Annotated in this window: 25 protein-coding genes; 16 read left to right on the top strand and 9 right to left on the bottom strand. The window is 63.4% G+C overall.

The annotated features are described in order from the left end of the window. Positions 1-444: 444 nt before the first annotated feature. From J8F10_RS39535 to J8F10_RS33830, 7 genes are all read left to right on the top strand, one after another. The gene (locus tag J8F10_RS39535; RefSeq protein ID WP_246522717.1) at positions 445-1614 is read left to right on the top strand and encodes a transposase; all 1170 of its coding nucleotides are present in this window, start codon (positions 445-447) and stop codon (positions 1612-1614) included. A gap of 214 nt (positions 1615-1828) precedes the next feature. Beyond that, positions 1829-2344, top strand: coding sequence for a hypothetical protein (locus tag J8F10_RS33805; RefSeq protein WP_210661376.1), 516 nt, complete (start codon positions 1829-1831; stop codon positions 2342-2344). Next, complete coding sequence (locus J8F10_RS33810; protein ID WP_210661378.1) at positions 2341-2544, top strand: ATP-binding protein; 204 nt, start codon at positions 2341-2343, stop codon at positions 2542-2544. Before J8F10_RS33805 ends, J8F10_RS33810 begins: the two co-directional genes overlap by 4 nt. Before the next feature lie 112 nt (positions 2545-2656). Next, positions 2657-4426, top strand: a complete 1770-nt coding sequence (gene ilvB, locus J8F10_RS33815; protein ID WP_210661380.1) for a biosynthetic-type acetolactate synthase large subunit — start codon at positions 2657-2659, stop codon at positions 4424-4426. Positions 4427-4561: 135 nt separating this feature from the next. Continuing rightward, the gene (locus tag J8F10_RS33820) at positions 4562-6151 is read left to right on the top strand and encodes an OB-fold protein (RefSeq protein ID WP_210661382.1); all 1590 of its coding nucleotides are present in this window, start codon (positions 4562-4564) and stop codon (positions 6149-6151) included. A 156-nt stretch (positions 6152-6307) separates the two neighbouring features. After that, on the top strand, positions 6308-7759 hold the full coding sequence (locus tag J8F10_RS33825) for an RNA polymerase sigma factor (protein ID WP_210661384.1): 1452 nt from the start codon (positions 6308-6310) through the stop codon (positions 7757-7759). A gap of 27 nt (positions 7760-7786) precedes the next feature. Continuing rightward, complete coding sequence (locus J8F10_RS33830) at positions 7787-8215, top strand: cytochrome c (protein WP_210661387.1); 429 nt, start codon at positions 7787-7789, stop codon at positions 8213-8215. 137 nt (positions 8216-8352) lie between these two features. On the opposite strand, the gene J8F10_RS33835 is transcribed toward J8F10_RS33830, so the two are convergent. Next, entirely contained in the window at positions 8353-8928 is a 576-nt protein-coding gene (locus J8F10_RS33835) for a cob(I)yrinic acid a,c-diamide adenosyltransferase (protein WP_210661389.1), read from the bottom strand. Between the two features lie 191 nt (positions 8929-9119). On the opposite strand from J8F10_RS33835, the gene J8F10_RS33840 reads away from it, so the two are divergent. From J8F10_RS33840 to J8F10_RS33855, 4 genes are all read left to right on the top strand, one after another. Next, entirely contained in the window at positions 9120-9683 is a 564-nt protein-coding gene (locus tag J8F10_RS33840; RefSeq protein WP_210661391.1) for a hypothetical protein, read from the top strand. Between the two features lie 216 nt (positions 9684-9899). Further along, positions 9900-10631, top strand: a complete 732-nt coding sequence (locus J8F10_RS33845; RefSeq protein ID WP_210661394.1) for a phosphoadenylyl-sulfate reductase — start codon at positions 9900-9902, stop codon at positions 10629-10631. A gap of 80 nt (positions 10632-10711) precedes the next feature. Continuing rightward, positions 10712-11161, top strand: coding sequence for an RrF2 family transcriptional regulator (locus tag J8F10_RS33850; protein ID WP_210661396.1), 450 nt, complete (start codon positions 10712-10714; stop codon positions 11159-11161). Between the two features lie 256 nt (positions 11162-11417). Next, on the top strand, positions 11418-12680 hold the full coding sequence (locus J8F10_RS33855; RefSeq protein ID WP_210661398.1) for a glycosyltransferase family 87 protein: 1263 nt from the start codon (positions 11418-11420) through the stop codon (positions 12678-12680). Positions 12681-12686: 6 nt separating this feature from the next. Here the strand turns inward: J8F10_RS33855 and rpiB are convergent, their stop codons facing one another. The 3 genes from rpiB to J8F10_RS33870 form a co-directional block, all read right to left on the bottom strand. Then, positions 12687-13142, bottom strand: a complete 456-nt coding sequence (gene rpiB / locus J8F10_RS33860; RefSeq protein ID WP_210661400.1) for a ribose 5-phosphate isomerase B — start codon at positions 13140-13142, stop codon at positions 12687-12689. Next, entirely contained in the window at positions 13139-14173 is a 1035-nt protein-coding gene (locus J8F10_RS33865) for an arsenate reductase/protein-tyrosine-phosphatase family protein (RefSeq protein ID WP_210661402.1), read from the bottom strand. Before J8F10_RS33865 ends, rpiB begins: the two co-directional genes overlap by 4 nt. Before the next feature lie 490 nt (positions 14174-14663). Further along, positions 14664-15941 (bottom strand): TIGR02996 domain-containing protein, encoded by a 1278-nt coding sequence (locus tag J8F10_RS33870; RefSeq protein WP_210661403.1) that lies wholly within the window; start codon positions 15939-15941, stop codon positions 14664-14666. A 141-nt stretch (positions 15942-16082) separates the two neighbouring features. Here J8F10_RS33870 and J8F10_RS33875 point away from each other — a divergent pair, with 141 nt between their 5' ends. The 5 genes from J8F10_RS33875 to J8F10_RS33895 all read left to right on the top strand — a co-directional run bounded on the left by J8F10_RS33875 (position 16083) and on the right by J8F10_RS33895 (position 20088). Then, positions 16083-17150: a DUF1559 family PulG-like putative transporter gene (locus tag J8F10_RS33875; protein ID WP_210661405.1), complete on the top strand. Its 1068-nt coding sequence runs from the start codon at positions 16083-16085 to the stop codon at positions 17148-17150. Further along, the gene (locus tag J8F10_RS33880) at positions 17137-17544 is read left to right on the top strand and encodes a hypothetical protein (protein WP_210661407.1); all 408 of its coding nucleotides are present in this window, start codon (positions 17137-17139) and stop codon (positions 17542-17544) included. The genes J8F10_RS33875 and J8F10_RS33880 overlap by 14 nt, the downstream gene beginning before the upstream one ends. An 887-nt stretch (positions 17545-18431) precedes the next feature. Next, entirely contained in the window at positions 18432-19325 is an 894-nt protein-coding gene (locus J8F10_RS33885; protein ID WP_315854214.1) for a type II secretion system protein, read from the top strand. A 10-nt stretch (positions 19326-19335) separates the two neighbouring features. After that, the gene (locus J8F10_RS33890) at positions 19336-19665 is read left to right on the top strand and encodes a hypothetical protein (protein WP_210661409.1); all 330 of its coding nucleotides are present in this window, start codon (positions 19336-19338) and stop codon (positions 19663-19665) included. Between the two features lie 72 nt (positions 19666-19737). Beyond that, entirely contained in the window at positions 19738-20088 is a 351-nt protein-coding gene (locus tag J8F10_RS33895; protein WP_210661410.1) for a hypothetical protein, read from the top strand. 67 nt (positions 20089-20155) lie between these two features. Here J8F10_RS33895 and J8F10_RS33900 read toward each other — a convergent pair whose 3' ends face one another. The 5 genes from J8F10_RS33900 to J8F10_RS33920 all read right to left on the bottom strand — a co-directional run bounded on the left by J8F10_RS33900 (position 20156) and on the right by J8F10_RS33920 (position 24094). Next, entirely contained in the window at positions 20156-20614 is a 459-nt protein-coding gene (locus J8F10_RS33900; RefSeq protein ID WP_210661412.1) for an MOSC domain-containing protein, read from the bottom strand. A 14-nt stretch (positions 20615-20628) separates the two neighbouring features. After that, the gene (locus J8F10_RS33905; RefSeq protein ID WP_232069566.1) at positions 20629-20982 is read right to left on the bottom strand and encodes a YbjQ family protein; all 354 of its coding nucleotides are present in this window, start codon (positions 20980-20982) and stop codon (positions 20629-20631) included. Positions 20983-21042: 60 nt separating this feature from the next. Further along, positions 21043-22506, bottom strand: coding sequence for an aminomethyl-transferring glycine dehydrogenase subunit GcvPB (gene gcvPB, locus J8F10_RS33910; protein ID WP_210661416.1), 1464 nt, complete (start codon positions 22504-22506; stop codon positions 21043-21045). Positions 22507-22577: 71 nt separating this feature from the next. Then, positions 22578-23297 (bottom strand): TIGR02996 domain-containing protein, encoded by a 720-nt coding sequence (locus J8F10_RS33915; RefSeq protein ID WP_210661418.1) that lies wholly within the window; start codon positions 23295-23297, stop codon positions 22578-22580. Then, the gene (locus tag J8F10_RS33920) at positions 23294-24094 is read right to left on the bottom strand and encodes a DUF4058 family protein (protein ID WP_210661420.1); all 801 of its coding nucleotides are present in this window, start codon (positions 24092-24094) and stop codon (positions 23294-23296) included. Before J8F10_RS33920 ends, J8F10_RS33915 begins: the two co-directional genes overlap by 4 nt. Between the last annotated feature and the right edge of the window lie 8 nt (positions 24095-24102).

Consider the following 24102-nt stretch of genomic DNA (forward strand, 5'->3'; position numbering starts at 1 on the left):
GTTGTCTTCGCCCCGGAGGGGCCGACTTTCGTAGCACAGGGCGGAAGCCCTGTGTGTCCCGAATTTGTACTTGTGTTCACATAGGGTGGTGTGGTAATATCTCGATTGCAATAGTCGGCTAATTGCGCGTCGAACGGGTCGGTGAGTGGTGGAGTATTTGGAGCCATTATTGGCGAAATGTTAGCCAGAAAACGTGGTTTTTGGATGATTGTTAGCCAAACCGGGTAACAACTGCCGCGCTGCTGACGGATGTCGACGTTGGCCGAAATTCGAGCCGCGGCGAACGAGCCGCGACCGCAAGGGAGCGGGGCTTCCCGTGCGTTGAACTGTGCCGACAAACGAGTTGCGCCTCCCGCTCCCTTGCCAGTAGTTTCAAGTGATTTGGCAGTGCCGCATGGGAGTTCCTAAGTTCAAGGTTCTCAGGCACTTGAACGGGAGCCTCCCATGCGACGTGGTTACTCTACGATCACCCCGGCGGTGGTCCACGCACTGACGCGCCGAACGTTGGAACGGGCCCTGGGTTGGACCGACTACAAGCGGTCGGTCACGCGCACCCAGTTGCTCGACCTGGTGCTGTTGATCGCGGGCACCACCCGCACGTTGTTCGCGGTAGTGACCCGGTACTTCGGGTTCTCCCACGAGACCGCGCGACAGGCGATGCACGCCAACCGGGGTTCCCGGGACCAACTCACGGCCCGGTTGGTGGATGCCCTTCACCAGGTGGCGGGGTTCACGCGCCGGGACCGGAGGCGCCGGTGGACGTGTGCCATCGATGTGCATTACGTCCCCTTTTATGGGGATCGCAGCACCCCGGGGATCATCGGCGGACCCAAGAAGGCCGGGACCTCGTTCTTTCACGCGTACGCCACCGGGGTACTGATTCACAAGCACCGGCGGTACACCGTGGGGCTGATGAGCGTGACGAAAGGAACCAAGCCGCACCAGCAGGTGCAGACCCTTCTGGACCAGGTGGCGGCCCGCGGGCTCACGGTCCGCGGGGTGGTTCTGGACGCCGGGTTCGACAGCGGGGAGACCCTGTTGCTGTTGCAGGAACGGAACCTGAGCTACACGGTCCCGATGCGCAAGAAGGGCACCGGTACCAACCGCCGCAACGCCAGCTACACCCAACCCCACGGCACCATCACCACCATGGAGTGGGTCACCGAGAAGAGCCGCAAGGCGGTATCGACTCGGGTGCTCGTGTGGCAACGGAAGGGCGAATCGCACGCCCGGGTGTACGCGTTCCGCGGGTGGGGCGATGCGACCGCCGTGTCGGAGGCGAACCGGGCTCGGTTGGGGCGCCGGCGGTACCGAGAGCGGTTCGGGATCGAGACCAGCTATCGGCAGAAGAACCAGGCCCGCGGGTGGACCACCAGCACCAACCCCGAGTACCGGTTGCTGCTCGAGGGCGTGGCCCTGCTGTTGCGCCAGGTGTGGGTGTACCTGACGCTCCGGATCGCTCGGGCACGCGGGCTCGCGCCGACCGCCTGGGTCGCCCAGTTCCCGTTGGCCGAGATGCTCGACTGGCTCACGCAACGGATCCGCTCACGATACCCACGCACACGATGTATTACCCTGCCACACAATACACTTACAACCAACGCAACGCCTTGAAACTACTGTTGCGGTCGCGGCTCGTTAGATGCCGGTTGTGCCTCTCGCTCCCTCGCGGTCGCGGGTCGTTCGCGAGCAAGATGGCTAACGTCCGGCCCGCGCCTGGTTTCTTGCAACTGGATTGCGTCGCGGGGCTTGTGGCGAAATGGCTAACAATCTGGCACCCCGAAAATGTTAGCGAATGTTAGCCGTCGGTCCCCGGTAGGATGTCGTCGTGCGTGCGCCGCAACTGGTAATCGTCGAAACGGATGGGTGGATCGCCCGACTGTTGGGCGATCTCACGACCGAAAATGCGTGGCTGGTGCGCGGGACGTGGTCCGCCGAGAGTGCGGTGGCGCTCGTTCGCGCCCGGCGCCCGTCGGTACTGGTGGTTCAAGTGGACCCGGCCGACGACAAATCGCCCGCGCTCGAAATCATTTCCGACGCGAACCGGCTGTGCCCCGACGTGCCCGTGATCGCGGTGAGTGACGTGAAATTCAACGACGCAGACCGTGTCGCGTGGACCGCATCGCTGTTCGACCTCGGCGCGCGCTACGCCCTGTTCCCGCCACTCACCCGGCCCGTACTCGAAGACGTGGTCAGTGGGCTGATGGGCGCCGCGACGGTTCGCGCGGGGATCGTTACCGAGCCCGCAGCGCCGCCCGACAAGCCGAAACCCAAACCGCGCCCGCGGCGCCCGGCGCCGGCGGAAGACGTGATCGACCTCGCGGACGACGAGTTGCACGAATGAACCCGCTGGCCGAACTGCCGGTCCTGGACGCGACCCGCTGCACGGGGTGCGGGGACTGCGTGACCGCGTGCCCGGCGGACTGCCTCGCGATGGGCGGCCCGCGCCCGTGGCTCCCGCGGCCCCGCGACTGCGTGTCGTGTTCCGTGTGCGAACTCGTTTGTCCGGCCGATGCGATTCGATTGAGGGCGGCCGAAGGGTGAGGGCGCCGCCCACATCTTCGCTCGAATTGGTTCCCGGACCGGCGATCGGGCAGTATACTAATTTCTCGATGTCGAGAGAGTTCGCGCCCTCCCACTAACCAGGCGACCAGAAATGGCCGATCCGAACACGACCCCGACCCCCGCCAACACCCCCATGAGTGGGGCCGACATCCTTGTTCACAGCCTCATCCGGCACGGGGTCGATACGGTATTCGCGTACCCCGGCGGCGCGAGCATGCCGATCCACCAAGCGCTCACGCGCGTCACGGGCCAGCTCCGCACGATCCTCCCGCGCCACGAACAGGGCGGCGGGTTCATGGGCCACGGGTACAGCCGCACCACCGGTAAAGCGAGCGTGTGCGTCTCGACCAGCGGCCCCGGCGCCACCAACTTCGTGACGTGCATCGCCGACGCGAAGATGGACTCCATCCCGCTCATCGCGATCACCGGGCAGGTGCCCACGGCCGTTCTCGGGAACGATGCGTTCCAGGAAACGCCGATGGTCGAAATCTGCCGCGGCATCACCAAGCACCACTACCTGCTCACCCGCACCGAGGACATCACCCGCGTGGTGAAGGAAGCGTTCCACATCGCGACGACGGGGCGCCCCGGGCCGGTGCTCATCGACGTGTGCAAGGACGTGCAGATCAAGGCCATCGTGCCGGACTGGGACCCGCCGATGGACCTGCCCGGGTACCGGCCGATGCGGAAGGCCACGCGCCCGGAACTGGAAGCCGTGATCGCGGCGATCCGCGCGAGCAAGAAACCGTTCATCTACGCCGGCGGCGGGGTGACGCACAGCGACGCCGCGGCGGAACTGAAGGAGTTCGCGGAACTGGTCGGCGCGCCGGTGGGTCTCACCGTTCACGGGCTCGGTAACTTCCCGTCCGACCACTACTTGTGCCTGCAAATGCTCGGCATGCACGGCACGGTGTACTCCAACTACGCGGTCAACGAGGCCGACCTGCTCATCGCGCTGGGCGTGCGGTTCGATGATCGCGTGACGGGCAAACTCACCGAGTTCGCGAAGCACGGTAAGATTGTACACATCGATATCGATCAGAGCGAAATTCATAAGAACAAGTTCGCACACGTCCCGGTCCACAGCGACCTGAAGCACGCGCTGACGGACCTCAACACGATGTTGAAGGACTCGAAGAACGCGGACCTCACCGCCGGCGGGCGCTACCCGGACTGGTGGCGGCAGATCGACGCCTGGCGCGCGGCCGAGCCGCTCAAGTTCGCGGAGCCGGAACACCTCATCATTCCGCAGTACGCGATCCGGCGGCTGTGGGAGATCCTCCGCGATCGGAACCAGCTCAACGAGACGATCATCACGACCGGCGTGGGCCAGCACCAGATGTGGGCGGCGCAGTTCTTCCACTTCAACACGCCGCGCAAGTGGATCACGAGCGGCGGGTTGGGCACGATGGGCTTCGGGCTGCCGAGCGCGCTGGGGGCGAAGGTCGCGTTCCCGAACAACCTCGTCATCGACATCGACGGCGACGGCAGCTTCCTAATGAACGTTCAGGAACTGGCGACCGCTTACGCCGAGAAGATCCCGGCCAAGGTGCTGCTGCTCAACAACCAGCACCTCGGCATGGTGATGCAGTGGGAGGACCGGTTCTTCGGCTCGAACCGCGGTCACACCTACTTGGGCGCGGGCGACGACCAACCGCCGTACCCGGACTTCTGCAAGATCGCCGAGGGCTTCGGGGTCACGTCGAAGAGCGTCACCGACAAGGTCGATCTGGACGCGGCCCTCGTGGAGATGATCGAGTCGCCCGGGCCGTTCCTGCTGAACGTCCACGTGCCGCACCAGGAGCACGTGCTCCCGATGATCCCCGCCAACATGACCGTGAAGGACATCATCAAGGCGTAAAAGCCCGTCGCACGACGGGGAGAAGCCCGGCAATTGCCGGGCTTTTTTTCGTTTCGCCCCGCGGACGGGCGTATACACTCGACTGCACGCGACCCGCGCCTCGTGCGCGTTCCCACGCTTTTTGAGGAGAGGCCGATGCCGGTGCGTTTGGTGTGCCCGTCGTGTTCGGCGACGCTGTCGGTGAAGGACGAGTTCGCCGGGCGCGCGGTGCGGTGCCCAAAGTGCGGGGGCGTGATCCCCGCGTCGCAACCGGGTGCCCCGGTGCCCCCGCCCTCGCGCGCCGTAATGCCGGCGCTGCCACTTCCCGAACCGGCGCCGGAACCGCCCCCCGAGCTGTTCGGCGTACCCGACGAACCGGCCCCTCCCAAGGGTGGGAAGATCGTCGGGCGGCCCGTAACTCCGGTGCCCGAGGGCGATGAGTACGACGAGGAGGCCCGGCCCGCACGGCGCCGAGGCCCGCGCGACGAGCGCAACGGAGACGATCGACCGAGCACCAGGAGAGGGGCTGCCGGTCGAGACGACGACCGACCGGTTCGTCGCCGCCGGCCGCGCGACGACGGCGACGATGACCGGCCCGAGGGCAAGAAGGGTGGAAAGGGGCCGATTATTATCGTCGCGATTCTGTGCGGCACTTTGCTGACGTGCTGCGGCGGAGCCGGGTACGGCGGGTGGTGGCTCTACAGCAAGGCGAAGAAGGCCAAAGACGACTTTGTCGAGGCGGTCGACAAGATCAATTTCCGGGTCGGTGCTCTCACTTACGGCGAACTGGAAGTCGGAACCGCCACCCGGACCGAGACCGACGCGAAATTGGGCACCGGGCGGATCGCGACCGATGCCGACTTGCCGAAAGTGTTCGCGGCCGATCCCGGGCGCACGGACGTCTGGTCGGACAAAGTTCGCCAGAAGCGCGCGATTCTGTGGCAGAACGGCGACGACTACCTCATTGCGGCGTTCCATCCGACGGCCGACGGAAACGCGCGCCTCCAGGCGAAGGAATGGCACCCCAAGAGTGGAGCGGCGCTACGCGAGGGCGAGCTGAACGACGTCAAGTTCGCGCAGCAGTACCCGCCGGGCGGCACTTCGGTTACGGCCGAGGATCTGGCTCAAGCGTACAAGGACAACGTGACCACCGCGGACGAAAAGTACAAGAACAAGACCGTTCTCGTCGAAGGGAAACTAAACGACTTTACCTACGGCTTCGAGGGCGAACTCCAGGTGATCCTGGACGGTGTCCCGGCCTCGCCCGGCCGGCTCGCTACGACGGTTCGTGTGTTCGTGGCCAAGTCCGACACCAATAAGGTGTTGGGAATTTCGCGCGGCCAGACCGCGAAATTCAAGGGAAAGTGCAACGGGACGTTTGGCGGGTTGGAAATCAACATCGCGAACGCGACCTTTGACAGCGCCGGCGCCGATCTTTCCTCGACCGTAACGGCATCAACCCTGATCGCAGAGTACGGCCGGGGCAACGAAGCGACCGATGAAAAATACAAGGACAAACCGATTACCATCACCAGCGCACTGATCGAGAGCAAGGACGGTGACCAGTCGCTCTATGTCGTTGGTAACCTGAAAAAGAGCACGGTTCGGATCAAGGTGACCCTCCCGTCCGACGCCAAGAAACAAATCGCCACTCTGAAGGCGGGCGACCGGGTCAAGATCAAGGGCGAATACTCCAGTTCGTCGGACAACGTCATCTACATTAATCGCGCCTGGATCGCACCGTAGGCGGTACTTGCCCGGACGCACTTCAAACCGCTTCGCACTGGCGAGGCGGTTCTTTTTTCACTTCGCGCACTTTTTTGGGATCAATTCCCCCCGAGTCGCGGGAAAGAATGACAGAACCGCGGGTCGGCCGCTCGCGGGGCTCCGCGAGTGTCACGCATGCGTTCCCTGATTCAGCGACTGCAATCCCGGCTCTCCAATCGCGAGGGCGAGACGACCGACGAACACCTGCTCGGCGACTTCCTCGCGCACCGTGAGGTCGGCCGCGGCGTTCCCCAAATCGCGGACGAAGCATTCGCCGCGATCGTTCAGCGCCACGGGCCGATGGTCCGCGGGGTGTGCCGGCGTGTGCTCCGTAATGACACTGATGCGGACGACGCTTTTCAAGCGGTGTTCATCGTGTTGCTCCGCAAGGCCGAAGCCGTTCGGCCGCGAAACCAACTTGGCAACTGGCTCTACGGCGTCGCGGTGAACGTGGCCCGGCGCGGGCGCGATACGAACTCGCGGCGCCGGGTGCAGGAACTCACGGTCGAAGTACCGGGGCCGGAGCCAGTGAATAACGACCTGCGCGAAGTGATCGACCAGGAGCTTAGTGGCCTACCAGACGCTTACCGGGCAGCGGTGGTGACCTGTGACCTGGAGGGGCGCACCCGGTCGGAAGCGGCCGGGCGCCTGGGGTGGTCCGAGGGGACGGTTGCGAGCCGCCTGGCCCGCGGGCGTGCGCTGCTCGCCGATCGATTGATGCGCCGCGGGGTCGTGGTTCCGGCACTGGGATTGGCTGCAACTCTCGGAACGAATCACGCATCCGCGGTTCCGGCGCTCACGTGTTCCGTGTTGTTGAGCCACCCTTCGCCCAGCGCGGAGGCGCTGGCGAAGGAGGTAATACGAACCATGTTTTCAAGCAAACTCAGGACAGTGGCGGTGGCTCTGCTCACCGCCGTTGGAGTCGCCGGGGCCGGCGCTGCGACCGTGTGGGCGTGCGGCGGGTACGGCCCTCGGATCGTGTCACCGGTGTCGCCCGCGAAGCCGTTCCCGCTGGAGTCCGTCGAGACCAACGGGGCACAATCGACCGGCGCCGCGTGGGCGCGATCCGCACCGGCGGTCCTCGCCGATGCCGCCACTGATAAGCCTGCCGGCGAGAACGCGGGCGCTGCGAAAGACGCCCGGTTCGTGCTGACGAACCCGGCCCGCGACATCACCATCGTTTCCGATCGACACGAGACGTTCGTGGAGTTCTTTCACCGGCAACCGGTGTTGGTCGCTGTCGTGCCCGATGCCCTGCGAGAGAAGCTGATTTACGGCGCGAAAGGGCCGCTCGAATTCGTATTCGTGGATCAGGCGTCGTTCAATACGGACGGCCCACGGGTCGCGGCCTATGGCGCGAGCATGAAACTGGTGCCGATTTCGTTCGACACCCCGGTCGCCCGCCTTCTCGAACTGACAGTGCGTAGCGAGCCAATGATCTTCGTGCGGGATGCGAGCGACAAGAACTTGTGGCACGCGGTCGGATACACGCGGCGCTCATCAGTCGGGTTCTTCGCGGCCACCGCGCGCGTCAAGCCGGACGACTTCGCTCCCGCGGATTTGCTTCAAAAAAACGAGAAAAAGTAACCCTGTCCCGATTCAAGGAGATGAGCCATGCGACGATTTGTATTCGCGCTCTCACTGTTCGGCGCCGCACTGCTGGCCGCAAACGGTTTGACCGCCGACGAGCCGAAGAAGACTGATGCGAAGCTGACGAAGAAGGATCTCGGCAAGATGATGAAGGACGCCCACCACGGGGCGAAATCGCCACACGCGCGCACTGCCGCAGAATTGAAGAAGGACGCGCCCGACTGGGAGGAGATCACCAAAGACGTGAAGGCGTTCGTCGCGATGGGCGAAGCGTTCCAGAAGGTGAATCTCAACTACACGTCGCCCGCGAAGTACATCGAGAGCACAACGGCGCTGAGCAAGGCGGCCGGGGGCAAAGACAAGAAGGCCGCGACCGAGGCATTCACCGGACTGACGAAGTCGTGTGCTTCGTGTCACTTCTACGGCGGTGCGCCCGGCGGCCTGGAGAAGTAACAGAGCGCAGGTGTGGGAAGAGAAGAGCCGCAGACAACGCGGATGAACGCAGATCAAACCAGAAGGCAATGCTCAAATTCGCTCTTCGATTTGATCTGCGTTCATCCGCGTTGTCTGCGGCTCTTCTTCGCCGTGCATTATCCCTCGCGGCTCGCTCCCGGAACCCAAAGCACGTCTCCCTTTCCGCCGTCATTCGTGACGCGGGCGAGCACGAACAAAAAGTCGCTGAGTCGGTTCAGGTAGATCAGCGCGTGTGTGTTGACTTGCTCCGTGCGTTGAAGGGTGACCACCGCGCGTTCGGCCCGTCGGCACACGGTTCGCGCCAGATGCAACCACGCGGCGGCCGGCGTTCCGCCCGGCAGAATGAAACTCCTCAGTGGTTGTAACCCCTCGTTCAACCGATCGATGGCCCACTCCAATCGCTCGTACTGTGCGGGCACCACGCGCAGTGCTTTTCCGGATCCTTCGCCATCAGCTTGCGGCACGCACAAATCTGCTCCCACGTCGAAGAGGTCGTTCTGGATGACCCGCAGGAGCTTGCTTTCGGGACAGTCCGGGCAGTTCGCAGTAACGAGGCCCAGAACGGAATTCAGTTCGTCCACTTCGCCGTAGGCTTCGACGCGCGCTGCGTCTTTTGGCACGCGCGAGCCGTCACCCAAGCCCGTTTCACCGCCGTCGCCGGACTTCGTGTAGATGCGCGAGAGAAAGACCATAGCGCCGAGTTCTCGTTCGGATTCGGGCGAGGCTCCACGCCCGTATTTTGCGCCGCTTGCCCGGGCTGCCAACACGGTTTTGAAATCTTCTACGCGGAAGTGAGAACTTGGAACTTCGGCTTAAACTCTCCGCGCCGCGTGGACGATACATCAGGCACACGCGGCTAAATCGTCAAGGCTCGGAGGGGAGTATGTCCTGGATTCGTCGCAAACTCTGGGTACTGGCGGTGGGCGTCCTCGCGGGCGCCTCCGGCTGCAACCCGTTCACGCTCGGTTTCCTCACGCCGGTCCCGGTGCAACCGTGGACCGCGGAGCGGATGGAGCAGAAACTCAACCACAAGAACGACGGGCGCGTGCCGATCATGCCGCCGCTCCGCGCCGGGTACCCGGACCCGATCTGTGAGGACGCGCCGAGCGACCAAGAAGTGCTCCGCGCGATGCCGCGGAACCCGCGCGGCGTGCCGTACTTCTACGAGACGTTCCGCGACGACATCGTGATCGTCAAGAACCGGCTCGTGGACAAGATCGATCCGCCGCGCTTCTTCCCGCTCGTCGGCCAGGCGCAACTCCACCACTGCCACTGGGAATGTGTGATTTATTACACCGAACTGGTGCAGTCGGACTACCCGTTCCCGGTCTACGTCAAGAAGCAGCGGGTCCAAGTCATCTACATCGACAAGGACCACCTGCACATGTACGTCGGCACGGACCCGGAAACGCAACGGCAGATCACGCAGGATCTGACCCGGTATTGATCTGAAAGACACCGGCCACCGGTCGGTGCGAGACGGCCCGGAGAGCGGACGCGAAGGATTCGCTCTGTTCCCGGGCCGCCTCGCACCGACCGGTGGCCATTTTTAGGGGCATTCGCCCAAGATTGGTGGCTCACACTAACCGTTCGCCTTTTCTTTGAGGTATATAATCCTTACGATAGTAATGCGGGTTCTGTTAGAATCGGCCAGGAGTGCAGGATGTCGGTGAAGCAGGCGACAATGGAGGAGATCGCGGAAGCAAACGAGCGCCTCCGGTCCGCGTCGCCGCAAGCCGTGTTGCGCTGGGCCGCCGAGCGATTCCACCCGCGCTTATTGATGGCGACCGCGTTCGGTGCGGAAGGCTGCTGCATCATTCACATGCTCGCCGAAATTCAGCCCGCCACGACGGTCATCAATCTCGAAACGGGTTACCAGTTCCCGGAAACGCTCGAGCTCCGCGAACGAATCAAGCAGAAGTACGGGATCGAGGTGGAGTTCATCCGCCCCGAACTGACGGTCGCGGAGTACGAAGCCGAGCACGGCGGCCCGTTGTACTCGCACCGCCCCGACCAGTGCTGTTACGACCGGAAGGTTCTTCCCCTGCGCCTCGCGGTGGAGCGCATCGCCCCGCTCGCGTGGATCTCGGCCATTCGCAAGGACCAGACCACCGATCGCGGGAAGGCCGATGTGGTGCAGTGGGACGCGAAATTCAATCTCGTGAAATTGAACCCGCTGCTGAACTGGACGAAGAAGGACGTGTGGGGCTTCATCCACAAGAACGACGTGCCGTACAACCCGCTCCACGATCGCGACTACCCGAGCATCGGCTGCTGGCCCTGTACGCGCCCGGTCGCCGAGGGCGAGGACGATCGGGCGGGGCGCTGGGCCGGGAAGGTCAAAAAGGAGTGCGGGTTGCACGTGATCGAGGTCAAGGACGGGGAAGGCATCTGACGAAAGTCGAACGGCGTAAGGCCCGGATCTTGTGGCCCTCGACTTTGCGACGTTCGACTTTACGACTTGGGACTTTCACAATGCTTTTTTCCGCTCGCGCCGAGTACGCGTGTCTCGCGATGCTGGAGCTGGCCGCACAGTACGGCGACCCGAAGCCGGTGCGATTGACGGAAATCGCCAACAAGCACGGGATTTCGTCGCCCCGGTTCCTGGTGCAGATTCTGATCCAGTTGAACAAGGCCGGGCTGGTCACGAGCACCCGCGGTGCGGCCGGCGGGTACCACATCGCGAAGCGCCCGGCGGACATCACCCTGGCCGATGTGGTCGCGGCGGTCGAGGGCACCGAACAGGCCGGTACGCGGACCAAGGCTCGCAAGCCCGCGTCGCCGTTGGCCGCAGCGCTCGACGACGTGTGGGACCGCGTCCGCATCGCGCACGACGAGTTCCTCAAGAGTCAAGCCGCGATCCTCAAACAGACCACGCTTGCTCACCTCGTCGATTCGGGCCAACCGTTGCAGTACGTGATTTAGCGCGGGTGCGTGCAGATTCTGTCGCGCGCTTCGCGCTGCGAGGGAGTCATCGTTCGCGGCGGGATGAACATTGCGCCCGCGTACTCGCCTGGATGTACAAGGCGCAGGGGTAAGTTGGATAGACTGCGACCGCTGTTTGTGTCATAACGGGCGCGCCGAAAGTGGCGGGCCCGTTTTTCGTTACAGGCTCGAAACCGCGACGCCCGACTAATTCTCAATACTCTCCGGCTCACCGCCGGCTCGCGGGGTTCGCTGGATGCGAATGGGATACGAACGTGCGTGGCGGCGGTGGGACGTCGCCGCCGTTGTCGGGTTGGTCGGGTGGCTCCTGTTCGATCTCACCGCGCGCACGCTGTTCGGCGCCGCTCCGTGGCCGCAGTCGGCCGTCGATTACTGCATCTTGTATCACTCGAGCCGCCACGTCGTCGAGACGCACCAGTACACGGCCAACTTTCCGTACCCGCCGCCGGCCGTCGCGATTCACGCGGCGGGCACCGTGTTTCCGTTTGCGGTAGCCGCGTCACTCTGGCTCGCGCTCACGGGGCTCGCGGCAGTAGCCTGTTACTTCACCCTCGCGCGCACTCTCGGCTTGTACCGGCGCCCCGGGTTGCTCTGCCTCCTGCCGCTCGCGCATCTCGTCGCCGCGTACTACTTCCAATGGGACATGCGGTCCATTAACTGCAACCTGGTCGTCCTCGCGACGATTCTGTTCGGGTGCGCTGCGCTCACGCGCCGGCGCGATGTGGCCGCGGGCTTCTGGTTCGCGCTCGCGGTTGCGCTGAAGGTGCTCCCCATATTAGTGCTCCCGTATCTGGCTTGGACGCGCCGGTGGCGCGCCTTCGTCGCGGCGGCTGCGTGCTCGCTCGTACTTTGGGTGGCGGTGCCCGTGGTCGCGTTCGGCGCGGATGGCTCCCGTGAAGTGTACCGCGGTTGGGCGGGTGAACTGACCCGCGCGACCGACCCGGAGTTGAAGCACAAGCACCCGATCCTGATCTCGCTCGACAAGGCGGCTGCGTATGCGGCCCCCGGCGACGCGGGGACCGCGAAGGGGATTGCGCTTGCGGTGTGCGCGGCGTGGGTGCTGGTCGGACTGGCGGGGGCCGCTACGTCCTGGGGCAAGAGCGAACGCGACGGGACGCGCGTCCTGGCGCACGTGTCGCTGCTCGTTCTCGGACCGGTCGCGGTGAACCCGTATTTGGAAGTGTACCATCTAGTTCCGCTCGTCGTCCCGGCGGTAGTGCTCCTCGCGATCGCGGCTGACCCGTCCCGGCTCCCTCGGGTGCGGGCGGGTGCGGTGATCGGGTTCGTTCTCGGAGTGGTACTTCTAAAAGTGTCCAGTCCGTGGCCACTACGTGGGCTGTTGGTCAACGCGCAGGCGCTAATGCTGTGTGCGGTGACGATATGGGCGACGCGGGTGCGCGTGGCCGCGTCGGTGCCAGCCGATGATTTGTCTTCTGCGGGAGGGGCGGGGCTCGGGTGGCTCGCACGGGTGCGGCCCGCCCCGCGGACCAAGGGGTGAACTCGTTTACGCCGGTGGTTCGTGTGCCTTTTCGTAAGCCGTGACCTTCTCCCGGCGGCGGGTGTGGCGCCCGCCCTCGAAATCGGTGACGAGCCATGCGCGAACCATCCGCTCGATCTGGTCCTCGCCAAGCAGGTCGGCGGCAACACACACGACGTTCGAGTCGTTGTGTCGGCGGCTCAGTTCGGCGTCGATCACGTCGCGACAGTTCACGGCCCGGACGCCGCACACCTTGTTCGCGGCGATGCACATTCCGTGGCCGGTGGCGCAGATCAAAACGCCCCGGTCCGCCTTACCGGTGCTCACCTCTTCGGCCACCGGGATCGCGTAGTCGGGGTAGTCCACGCCCGTGGGTCCGGTCGCCCCGAGGTCGTGAACTTCGTGACCGAGTTCGGTCAGCAAGCCGACCACGCGCAGTTTGACGTTCACCCCGCGGTGGTCGTTGCCCACGGCGACCTTCATGACACCACCCATTCTGGAAGGATCCGCTCCAGGTGCCGAAAGATGGTCTCGGCACACGCTCGGTACACGTCCGGCCCCGCCCCGATCGGGTCGTCCAAGTCTTCGGTCCCGCACAGGAGTCGCGGGACCGGGCCGGTGTCGGGGTACCGAGCCGCGATCGCGTACATGTGACTCTGCGTCATCGCGATCACATCGTCGGCGGCGAGCAACAGTTGCGCGTTTACGGGGCGGCTCGCATGGGTGCTCAGGTCCGCGCCGTACTCGGCCGCGACCGTACACGATTCCGCGGCCGCGGGACTGCCGCCATAGGTCGCGACCCCCGCCGACAGCACCCAGAACCCGCGCGCGGGTAATTCGTCCACGGTACATTTAAGTCGGTCCGCAAGCAATTTCTTCGCCAATCCCTCGGCGAGCGGACTGCGGCACGTGTTCCCGGTGCAGACGAACAGGATGATTCGCGCCGCCAGACGCGCGATCTCTTCGCCCGGGAACGCACCCGGCTCGGTGATCGTGTAGCCCGCGTCGGTGGCCCGAACCACGGTCGGCTTCGCGTTGGCATTTCGCGTGCCCGCGTTCACGACCAGCTCAACCGTTTGGCGCAACCGCTCTGCTGCGGCCCGTGCGGTCGCGTCACCGGTGTCGGCGACCAGGACCGGTCCGAGTTCCGCAACGGCCGGGACCACCAAGTCGAACAGCGGGTGTCCGGGGTAGCGGAACCGCACGAAGCCGTTCGCGCTCGCCGGGATGTACGCGGCCGCGGGCACCTCGATGACGAGCGGCGCGGCCCACGCCCGGAACATCAGTCGCCGGGCCGCGGGGGGGACGCTCGCGCCCAGAGCTGCGGCCTCGTCCGGTCCCCACGCGAGGAGTGCGGGCGCGGGCAAATTGACGGCCGCACCCGGGCGCCACAGTGCCACGTACCCGCAATCGCCCGGCAGCACAACGACCGCGCCGGAGGCGAGGGTATCCCGAGTCTGGCGCACCAGTTCAGACGGATCGACGGTCGGGCTCCAGTCGATTTCCGTCGGCATGGCGCGCGGCACTCCGTGTCCGGTGCGGACAGTAGATAATTTAGAAAAGGAGCGGGAAAAGGGCGAGAGCAGGACACAATCGCATTAATGGGAGAGAGTCTGGTTGACGGTTGCGATCTATTTATTTTAAACAATATTAAATTAAATAGATTAATCGGGCTGGTTGCGGGCTTCGTGTTCCACTAACATTTGCTAACATTTTCGGGCCGGGGAGTCGTTGCTGGCAGGTGTGTGCTGCCGATCACTGGTATTTCCAGGCTATCGTCGTTATAGCGTGCCTTCGCCGAGTTGTTCGACGGCTAACAATCGCTAACATTTCCGGCCCTGAACGCGAATTTTGCTTGCTCGGACGCGCGCTGAGCACCTTGTTTGGGGTGTTATGGCTTCATTCCTCCGGTTCATGGTACCACATTTCGCGTAGTGTGCATATTGGCATTGCGCCGAAATTGCGGAAGTGGCATGAAAACAGCCCGAGCTACTTCGTGGCTGCTTACGCACGCGGCGGGCGATTGTAGTTCTGGTCCAGCATCCTCCGCATTTCGTGCGAGGCACCAGCGGGCGAGTAGAGCAGTTGGCGCAGCGCGCGCCAGTGGGTGCTGTTATGGATCGCGCGGAACCCGGTATCGCCGATCGGATTATTTGCCAGATCGAGGACCGTCACGCGGTTCAAATGTGGACTGTTGGCCAATATTCGTGCGCCCTCGTCCCCGATGTTGCAATTGGAGAGCGTGAGCGCGGTCAGGTTTCCCAAGTGCGAGCATTTGGCCAAAACCGCAGCACCCGCGTCGTCGAGCGGGTTGGAGCTGAGGTGCAGTTCTTCGAGGCGCACGGTCGCGGGGTCCGCGTTCGTGGGCCGGGCGAAAATGGCTTGCAGTCCCATGAAGGTCAGGTCGTTTAACGCGAGATCCAGTACCGGGATGCGGAGTAGGTCGTGGGCGCGTGCGAGCGAGTGCAAGCGCGGCGCGCCGATGCCGTTGTCGTTCAGCCCCAATCGGCGGAGCGCGACGAGGCGCTCGGAACCCGCGAGCGCCTCCGCCCCGGCCGGACCGAGGCGATTCTCGCGCAATTCGAGGCTGGTCAATCGGTTCAAGTGCGGGGACGCGGCGAGCGCGCGGGCGCCCGTTTCGCCGATCTCGTTCTCGCTCAAATCGAGTTCTTCGAGTCCCGCGAGAGCTGGTGACGCGGCGAGCTGTTCGGCCGCGTCGTCGGCGAACCGGTTGCGGCCCAGGTGAAGCACCTTCAGGCCCACGAGGTGGGGCGAGCGCGCGACCGCCCGCGCCAACGGCTCGCCCGCGTGCTGCGCGTACACGGTCAGTGCCGATAACCGGCTCAGATACGGGCACTGCATCACGGCCGGTAGGCTCCCGCCGACATCGAGCAGGTGAATGTGCCGCACCGGGCCGGCCGCGAAAATCTCGTGCGCGTGCCGGAGAAATTGCCGCGCTTCGACCTTCACTTCGTCCACGAACCCGCGCCGGAACACCGGACCGCTGACCAACCCGCGGAACGGGGCCGTCCACTCCTCGTAATGCGCCTCGCGCAACAGCCGCTCCTCGCTGACCAGTTTGTCGCGGGCGCGGTCGCGTTCGGGCAAGTGCGCGAGGGCGAGTTGCACACGAATGAACCGCCCGCGCGGGTCGCCCTCTTCGTCGAGCCAGTCGGCGAAGATGAGTCGCTGCGCGTCGTCGTCCGGGTAGGCCCGGATTCGTTGAAGGAACGCTTCGGCCTCGGTCTGCATGTCGTATTCCGCGTGGGCAGCATTGCTCAAGTGTAGCACGACACGCTTTCCCGGCCGTTGCACCTTATCTCGGATTCGGCGGAGCGAATTTATCTGAATCGTCTAGACGAAGTGTTAAATTAGGTTAAGCTAATGATCGATTTCACTTGACCTATTCACGGAGTGGTTCAGATGAAACGCATACGGTCTTCGGGCTTCACGCTGATCGAGTTGTTGGTGGTGATCGCCATCATCTCGGTCCTCATTGGGCTCCTGCTCCCCGCCGTTCAAAAGGTGCGCGAGGCTGCTTCGCGGCTGAAATGCACAAACAACTTGAAGCAGATCGGGTTGGCGCTGCACAACTACGAGGGGGTGAACAAGGTGTTCGCGCCTGCGTATGTGACCGCGAATACCTCTGTTGATGGCTCCTCGTTCGGCATCAGTTACGGCGACCAGTACCGGAACGGCCCTCCGGGTTGGGCGTGGGGGATGCTCCTGCTCCCGTACCTGGAGCAGGACAACTTGTACCGGCAGTTCGACATGGCACAGCCGTGTTGGGCTCCTGTAAACGCGGCCGCAGCACGCACGAAGGTAGCCGCGTTCCTGTGCCCATCGGCGACCGGCGGTAGTGACGGCTTCGACGTGCAGCGCGCGGGTGCGGACATGGAGCACGGCGTTCCAATCACGCGCGCCGACGGGAGCCGCGTGTTCTTCGCCCACAGTCACTACGTCACGAACGCGGGCATTCACCAGCCGTGGGGCCGTGACACCGCGTACTGCTACGACTACGACGTTCCCGAACCGGTCGCGGCCAACGGCGGCACGCGCGCCCGGATCGACGGCCCTTTCTACCGCAACTCGCGGGTCAGCGTAGCGATGGTGAGCGACGGCCTTTCAAACACGATCTTCATTGGCGAACACAGTTCGATCCTGAGCAACAAAACGTGGGTGGGCGTGGTACCCGGTGCTGTGACTCCTCCGCGCCTCGATTTGCGGCCCTGGCCGTCGGAGAACAACGGCGCCGGGTGCTTGGTCGGAATTCACAGTGGGCCGGACACGCACGACCACCCCGAAGTCATCATCCACGCGCCGAACGACCCGTTCGGGCACACGGACGAAATGTGGGGCGAGCACGGGAACGGCTGCAACATACTGATGGGCGACGGCTCGGTGCGGTTCGTCACCACGTTCATTCGGCCGAATACCTGGGTCGCGCTCTCGACGCGGGACGGCGGGGAGGTGGTCGATGGCAACTACTGAGCACGCGGAGGGAACGAACCGCAACGCGGTCGCGGTGTACGTGCTGCTGGGGCTGCTCGCGGTCGCGGCGCTGGCGGGGTTGATCGCCTACTTCAACCGCCCGGCGCAGATCGGGACGAGCGAAGAAGTCTTCAACACGGTGGACGCCCTCTATACCGCCGTTCGGAACCGCGACGAAAAGCGCCTGACCGAGTGCGAGCAGCGACTCACGGGCTACCGCGACGCGGGCAAGCTCCCGGCGGACGCGGCCGACGAGCTTTCGAGCATCATCGCGAAAGCGCGGGGCGGTTCGTGGGACTCGGCCGCCGAACGCCTTTACGATTTCATGAAGGCACAGAGGCGCGAGGGCGGCACGCCACACCCACCCAAGCAGCAGGGCAAAGCAAAGAAGTAGTTGCGCGTCTTGTGTTCGCACGTGAGCCGAGGTAATTTGGCCTCGTTCTCGCGCGGGCGTTTTGCTCGCTGCCTCGCAGCCGGACGACGCTGCGCCAGCAGAGCACCTACCACCAACTCATCTTGGGGAGCACTGCTCCAGTAGTGCTTTCAAATATCTCCGGTGTGAGCGACTTCGTGCGAGGCTCGTGGGCCGGGCGCAGGGCTTCGCACGAAGTCGTCACTTTCACACATATTCTGACTGGCCGCCCGCGCCGCTGCGCTCGGCATCCGTGGTCGGACGCTCACGCACGAAGAGCGGCGACGTGTGGTTGTCGGTCTACCCGTGTACCCGACGTGGTTGCTCGAATATTGACAGGACGATAAATTCTGAGTAAATTCTGTCTGCTGACGGATAACAATTCGGCACGAATGCCAAGCCGCAGAATTTGGAACGTCGATGAATCGCCGTGTTCTTGCGAAAGTTGCGCTTTCTTTGGTAGTGTTGGCCGGTTGCAATCTATTTGCTCACGCCCAACCGCCCGCCCAAACCGCAAACATCGGCGCACCAGCCGCTGGAGCATTCGCCGGCACGGTCTCGGTCGCCGGTACCTGGGCTAACTGCACGGGAGTTGACTCCGTCCAAATCATTGTCTCTTCAAAGAGTCCAGCGGGAGTCGCCCGGGCTCCAAAACTACTTCAGCTGAAAGCCCCCCCCGATTCTTCCGAACGGGAACTGGGCGACAATGGCGGTCGGGCTAACTACCGGCGATACGGTGACCGGAGTTCAGATCGACGTGTTCCCCGCACCGCCAATGGGCAGCGGCGCGGCCGTGTCAATGGCGAACAAAATCTTGCCAACGAATTTGATTGTCCCGTAACCAGGTGGTCAGACAACAGGAGGAGCCTGTGGCGAAGCGTAGCGGATTCTCGTTGATCGAAATGATCATCGTCATTGCGGTTATAGCGACGCTAATTGGCTTGCTCCTACCCGCAGTGCAAAAGGTGCGACAAGCCGCATCGCGGATGCGCGAGGCAAACAAGCTCCGCCAGTTCGTCCTCGCCTCCCACTCGTTTGCCGACGCCCACGACGGCCGGTTGCCAAACGCGGTTGCGGCTCCTCCCTCCGCCGGGGAATCACTGCTTCAGTCTCTGTTTCCCTACTTGGAAATGGGCAACTTCTTGGAGAGTGCCAGTACGAAGCGGTGGCGGCCACGGCAGGTCCAGAGTGAGGCTGATCCGAGCTTCTTCGCTTCCAAGAAGGGGAGTCCGGGAACACCCACTGACAGCGGCGGAGATGAAGACGAACAATTCGGGGACACGAGTTACGCTTTCAACCAACTGATTTTTCAGCCACATGCGAGATTAGTGAATTCCATACCTGATGGCACTTCGCAAACGATCGCCCTGACAACGCACTATGCACGCTGCGGGCCAACGGCTTTCAACTGGCACATGCCAAATCCAACGTGTTACGGCTTTGTCCCCCCTGGCAGCTACCAGCAAGTACCTTGTTGGACGCGCGACAGCATTACCCAGCACGGGAGTACGTTCGCCGACGCTGAAATGGGCGATGCGCTCCCCCCCGGAATCTCCAGACGGGGTAATTTGATCACCAAGACGTTTCAAATTTTACCGCAGTTGACCGATTGCGACTTTCGCGTTCCGCAAGCATTATTTTCAAGCGGGCTGCTGGTCACTCTAGCCGACGGCAGCGTGCGGACGGTCCAGGTGGGCGTCGATGTCGCGACATTCTGGGGGGCAGTCTCGCCCGCCGGAGGTGAGGTGCTGGGAGAGTGGTGAATTCCGCTGCATGTTTGTGCTCCTTGGCGTCGTGCGAACCATCGTCACCCGTTCCGAACCGACTGCCGATCCGCCAACCGCTTTATGGGCGATTTTGGCGGTTGCCGGACTTGCTGGAATTATTGGCGGTGTGGCCGCGTTCCGGGGTAACAAGACGTGGGCGCGGCTGGCCTACCTGTTCGTGATGGTATTGGTGTTCGGTTGCCCGGTCGGAACCATCGTCAGTGTCCTCTGGCTGCTGGGCATTTCGCGACACATGGCCGCCTGTGAGAAGATCCGTCGGGCGAGGATCATCCGAAGCTCGCCGGTCCAACCCGGCCCGGCACTGGACCTTGATTGAATACGTTTATTCTCGACCGTCTGCTCGTTCCGTGGCAGGTGAGTCGCCGCAAGCTACCGGAGGTCCGTGCGCATGACATCCGCTCGGCGAAAATGGATCGCTCGCTCGGCCGTTGCGACGCTTGCGGTCGTTCTGATCGCGATTGGTCTCAGATTCCGGCCCCTCGAGCCGAGCGTGCAGCGGTCGCGCCTCGAGGCGGTCACGGTCGGGATGACACAATCGCAGGTTTGGGAAACCGTTGGCGTGCCGCCCGGCGTCTACCCGGAAGACCTGGCCTACTTCGATCGGGTGGGCATTCGGTGCGGGCACGACCGGTGGACCGGCGCAGCAGGCAGTCTGCACGTGTTCTACGACGCGGACGGGCGCGTATCGGCCACGAACTTGTACGAGACGCACGCGATCCGCGAGGACCGTTCGCGGTAGTCGTATCACCGGGTAACAAGAATTGCCGCAGCAGGCTGCGCCATCGGCGAAAAGGCCGGGGAGTTGTTTAATTTGTGGCGGGGAGCACTTTGACCGCGTCGCCGACCGCGACTTCACCGCCGGTCACGACTGTGGCCAGCACTCCGAGCCGGCCTTTAGCCAGTGCCCGGGCCTTGCCCTGGATCATCTCGAAGCGGGCGCACCCGGTGCGCAGGATGCCCACCTTGATGACCGATTCGCCGAGTTTGATGTGGGTACCTTCGGCGAGGGCGGCGGGATCGAGGCCCGCGAGAACGATCTGCTCGCCCATTTCGCCCGGCGCGACTTGAAACCCTTCGGCGCCGAGTTCGGCCAGCGTTTCCGCGCACATCACGTTGAGTTGACGCGACGTGGAACTACCCTTCATGTCGCCTTCGATTCCCCGAAATTCGACCAACCGGACGCGGTCCGCTGGCGCGCGCTCGTAGCGGTCCTGCGGGCGCCCGGTGTTCTTTGGGCGGTACACGATGCTCGCGACGTGTGCCATTCGCGCTCCTCTCGTTACGCGCTGGTCTTCGGGCGCAACTTCACGGCGGTACCGTAGGCCAGCACTTCGGTCGTGTTCTGAGCGAACTCGGTCGCGTCGTAGGCCATCCCGATGATCGCGTCCGCACCGATTTCAACGGCCTGGCGCGCCATCTTCTTGAAGGCGTCCGAGCGGGCCTGTTCGCACACTTCCTCGAACGCCCCGACGCTCCCGCCGAGGAAGCTCTTGAACGCCCCGCGGATGCCCTGCGTGATCGACGGGGCACGAACGATGATCCCGCGCACGACGCCGAGGTACTCCGCTACCTCGTAACCCTCCACAGTGAGCGTGGTCGTGACGATCAGGCGCGGGGCGTTATTGGCAGGCACGGCAACATCTCCAACGAATGAGGGGGCACTATACACCTCTCATTCGTTGGTGATAGGGCCTTATTTTGCCGGGGTCCAGCGCAGTTTCAGTTCCTTGGCGGCCTTCACCTCGTCCGGGCGGCTGACGATGTGCGTGTGCGGCGCGGTCTTCACGATCTCCGGGTCTTCGGCCTTGATCTTCAGGAGCGTGTCGGCGAACGCATCGAGCGTTTCCTTGCTCTCGGTCTCGGTCGGCTCCATCATGAGCGCTTCCGCGACGACCATCGGGAAGTACACGGTGGGCGCGTGGAACCCGAAGTCGAGGAGGCGCTTGCACACGTCCTTCGCGGTGATCTTGCGCTCGCGCACGAGCGCCCGCGCGCTCGCAACGAACTCGTGCATACACGGCCCCGGGTGCGGGACGTCGAACCCTTCGGTGACGCGCGCCCGCAGGTAGTTCGCGTTCAGTACCGCCTGCTCGCTGACCTGCTTCAACCCGTCCGGCCCGAGCGTGCGGATGTAGCAGTACCCGCGGAACAGGATGCCGACGTTGCCGAAGAAGCTCCGCACGCGGCCGATCGACTTCGGCATGTCGAAGTCGAGTTTGAAGCGCGCGCCGTCCTTGACCACGACCGGTGCCGGCAGGTACGGCGCGAGGAAGTCGCGGACCGCGATCGGCCCGGAGCCGGGACCGCCACCGCCGTGCGGACCGGTGAACGTTTTGTGGACGTTGTAGTGCTGCATGTCCGCGCCGAAGTCGCCCGGCCGGGTGATGCCGAGGATCGCGTTCATGTTCGCGCCGTCGAGGTACACGAGCGCGCCCTTACTGTGCAGCAGGTCCGTGATGGTCTTGATCTGCGTCTCGAACAGCCCGAGCGTGTTGGGGTTGGTAATCATGAACACGGCAGTGTCGTCGCCGAGTTTTGATTTCAGGTCTTCGAGATCAACGAGTCCGTTCGTCCCGCTCTTGACGGTGATTGTGTCGAACCCGGCGAGCGCGGCGCTAGCGGGGTTCGTGCCGTGTGCGGAGTCCGGTACGAGCACCTTCTTGCGGTGCGTCTCGCCCTTATCGCGGAAGTACGCCGCGGCCACGAACAGTGCGGTGAGTTCCCCCTGCGCGCCGGCCGCGGGTTGCAGCGACACCGCGGGCAGGCCAGAAATCTCCGCGAGGAACTGCTGCGTCTCGTAGAGGATTTCGAGCATCCCCTGGGTCGTGTCGTCGTCCTGCAGCGGGTGCAAGTTGGCGTAACCGGGGAACGCGGCGAGGCGCTCGTGGCGCTTGGGGTTGTACTTCATGGTACACGACCCCAACGGGTAGAAGTTGGTGTCGATGCTCATGTTTTGCGCCGACAGATTCGTGTAGTGCCGAATCAAATCGATCTCGCCCACCTCGGGTAGTGGGGGCGGAGTCGAGGCGAGGTGCTCTTGCGGGATCAACTCGCCGAGCGCCTTCGCCGCGGGCACGTCACACTCGGGCAGCCGATGGCACCGGCGCCCGGACTTGGACAGCTCGAAAATCAGTTCCGTCGATTGCGTGTTATTCATTTCGCATTACTCGGACTACTTAGAGTTGAAAATTGTATCAATATCATCAATTAAAGTTGCAAAGCTGGTGGCTATCCGATGGTAGTTGTTTCTGCGCAGCGCGGCAGGTCATCGTCATACATCTTACTGGCATATGGATTGTTATAATAGCAGATTGGGTACGAAATTCGCCCTCTGCCATGCTCTCGCCTTACGATCATCGCGGTATGGCAATAATGATGATTGGTGTAGCCGAACTGATATGCGAAGGGGATTTTATTCCGCTCTGCGTCCTCACTACCATCCGACAGACACCGGAGAATTTCACGAAATGAGAACTTGCCATTGATCGTCGCAAACCCACTTATCTCAAAGCCACCGACATTAACGGAAGTTGTTAATCTACCGCCGTTATAGTTGAGAAGGAATGCAGCGTAGTCGTGAGGGAAGCCCCCGAATTCAGTTTCTGCATTTTCGATATCAGCAAACGAGAGTTGCGGACCTCGCGTGCCTTCTTCAAATACCGAATTGCTGAAGAAGCAAATGCCGAGTGGTGGTCGGCTCAAACGAGCACCCCACACTGCATCTAAACCGGTGACAGTTCGGCGCAACTGTTTTTCGATACGAAGTTTCTCAGTGAATGATTTGCTGCGAGGGCCACCGGCCTTCATATTTGCCCACTCGAACTCCGCGCGCAGGTACGGTCCGCGCGGGTCGTCCCGGTCGTCGAGCCAGTCCGCGTAAACAAGGCGCGGAGTGTCGTCGCCGGGATTGTCCACGATCGCGCGAATGAAGGCTTCGTCCTCGGTCACGGCAGCAGCCCCTTCGCGCGGAGGATGCCTTCGGCCCACACCTGTTGCTTGGGTGTGAGTGGCGGGTCCGGTTGTTTGCGATCGTATTTCGCTTGTCGGCTGAAACCGCCCTCGTCGTAGCAGCGGTCGAATACCTTCTGCAAATCGACCGTGACCGGTGGAACTCCGGGATCGAGTGGGATCGGGATCGCGGGGAGTTTCTCCGTCAATTTGATCGCGCTAACGAAGAACTGGCGCGGGACGCCCGCGAGCATGATGCAAACGTGGTAGTCGTAAGGACCAGCCGCACGACGCAACTGCGCCTCGGAAACAGCGGTTGTATGTGGCCCGCTGCGAAGCAGATCAATCTCCACCAGATTCACGTTCGATAACCGATACTCACCTTGCTTGTACTGGTACGAAGTCCGGCCGCGGTCGCCGGCCGTCTTGTTCGCTCGGCTCAGCACCTCGATCGCGGTGACGAGCCGGTCGCCCTCGTCGGGCACGATCTCCAGATACGGCTCTTCGATCGGGTCCGTGAGAACTTCGTCCATCTCGATCACGAGCAACCCCGCGGCAGTCATGGTGGCGGCGGCGGCTTCCCCACAGGGCGCCTTGTCGGGACCAAACATACCGACGTCCGGCTCGCGCCGGGATTCGACGTCCACCCACACGCGATTAGCCGTTGAAACGGTGTAGCCGGGCGGGAGCGCGGCGTTGATCGCCGCCTTCACGTAGGTAATCAACGTGTGGTGAACGTCGGGGAACACCATTGGGCGTTCCAACCACGGGTCCATTCCCGGAAACGGTGACGGCATCGCGGTTC

This window comes from Gemmata palustris (assembly GCF_017939745.1).
GTDB lineage: Bacteria > Planctomycetota > Planctomycetia > Gemmatales > Gemmataceae > Gemmata > Gemmata palustris.

Excerpts from the sequence above, each read along its gene's own strand:
- rpiB (WP_210661400.1), bottom strand. The coding sequence starts at position 13,142 with ATGAAGGTCGCCGTGGGCAACGACCACCGCGGGGTGAACGTCAAACTG.
- J8F10_RS33845 (WP_210661394.1), top strand. The coding sequence starts at position 9,900 with ATGTCGGTGAAGCAGGCGACAATGGAGGAGATCGCGGAAGCAAACGAG.
- gcvPB (WP_210661416.1), bottom strand. The coding sequence starts at position 22,506 with ATGAATAACACGCAATCGACGGAACTGATTTTCGAGCTGTCCAAGTCC.
- J8F10_RS33855 (WP_210661398.1), top strand. The coding sequence starts at position 11,418 with ATGCGAATGGGATACGAACGTGCGTGGCGGCGGTGGGACGTCGCCGCC.
- J8F10_RS33820 (WP_210661382.1), top strand. The coding sequence starts at position 4,562 with ATGCCGGTGCGTTTGGTGTGCCCGTCGTGTTCGGCGACGCTGTCGGTG.
- J8F10_RS33810 (WP_210661378.1), top strand. The coding sequence starts at position 2,341 with ATGAACCCGCTGGCCGAACTGCCGGTCCTGGACGCGACCCGCTGCACG.
- J8F10_RS33830 (WP_210661387.1), top strand. The coding sequence starts at position 7,787 with ATGCGACGATTTGTATTCGCGCTCTCACTGTTCGGCGCCGCACTGCTG.
- J8F10_RS33865 (WP_210661402.1), bottom strand. The coding sequence starts at position 14,173 with ATGCCGACGGAAATCGACTGGAGCCCGACCGTCGATCCGTCTGAACTG.
- J8F10_RS33840 (WP_210661391.1), top strand. The coding sequence starts at position 9,120 with ATGTCCTGGATTCGTCGCAAACTCTGGGTACTGGCGGTGGGCGTCCTC.
- J8F10_RS33825 (WP_210661384.1), top strand. The coding sequence starts at position 6,308 with ATGCGTTCCCTGATTCAGCGACTGCAATCCCGGCTCTCCAATCGCGAG.
- ilvB (WP_210661380.1), top strand. The coding sequence starts at position 2,657 with ATGGCCGATCCGAACACGACCCCGACCCCCGCCAACACCCCCATGAGT.
- J8F10_RS33900 (WP_210661412.1), bottom strand. The coding sequence starts at position 20,614 with ATGGCACACGTCGCGAGCATCGTGTACCGCCCAAAGAACACCGGGCGC.
- J8F10_RS33835 (WP_210661389.1), bottom strand. The coding sequence starts at position 8,928 with ATGGTCTTTCTCTCGCGCATCTACACGAAGTCCGGCGACGGCGGTGAA.
- J8F10_RS33875 (WP_210661405.1), top strand. The coding sequence starts at position 16,083 with ATGAAACGCATACGGTCTTCGGGCTTCACGCTGATCGAGTTGTTGGTG.
- J8F10_RS33850 (WP_210661396.1), top strand. The coding sequence starts at position 10,712 with ATGCTTTTTTCCGCTCGCGCCGAGTACGCGTGTCTCGCGATGCTGGAG.
- J8F10_RS33895 (WP_210661410.1), top strand. The coding sequence starts at position 19,738 with ATGACATCCGCTCGGCGAAAATGGATCGCTCGCTCGGCCGTTGCGACG.
- J8F10_RS33880 (WP_210661407.1), top strand. The coding sequence starts at position 17,137 with ATGGCAACTACTGAGCACGCGGAGGGAACGAACCGCAACGCGGTCGCG.
- J8F10_RS33920 (WP_210661420.1), bottom strand. The coding sequence starts at position 24,094 with ATGCCGTCACCGTTTCCGGGAATGGACCCGTGGTTGGAACGCCCAATG.
- J8F10_RS33890 (WP_210661409.1), top strand. The coding sequence starts at position 19,336 with ATGTTTGTGCTCCTTGGCGTCGTGCGAACCATCGTCACCCGTTCCGAA.
- J8F10_RS39535 (WP_246522717.1), top strand. The coding sequence starts at position 445 with ATGCGACGTGGTTACTCTACGATCACCCCGGCGGTGGTCCACGCACTG.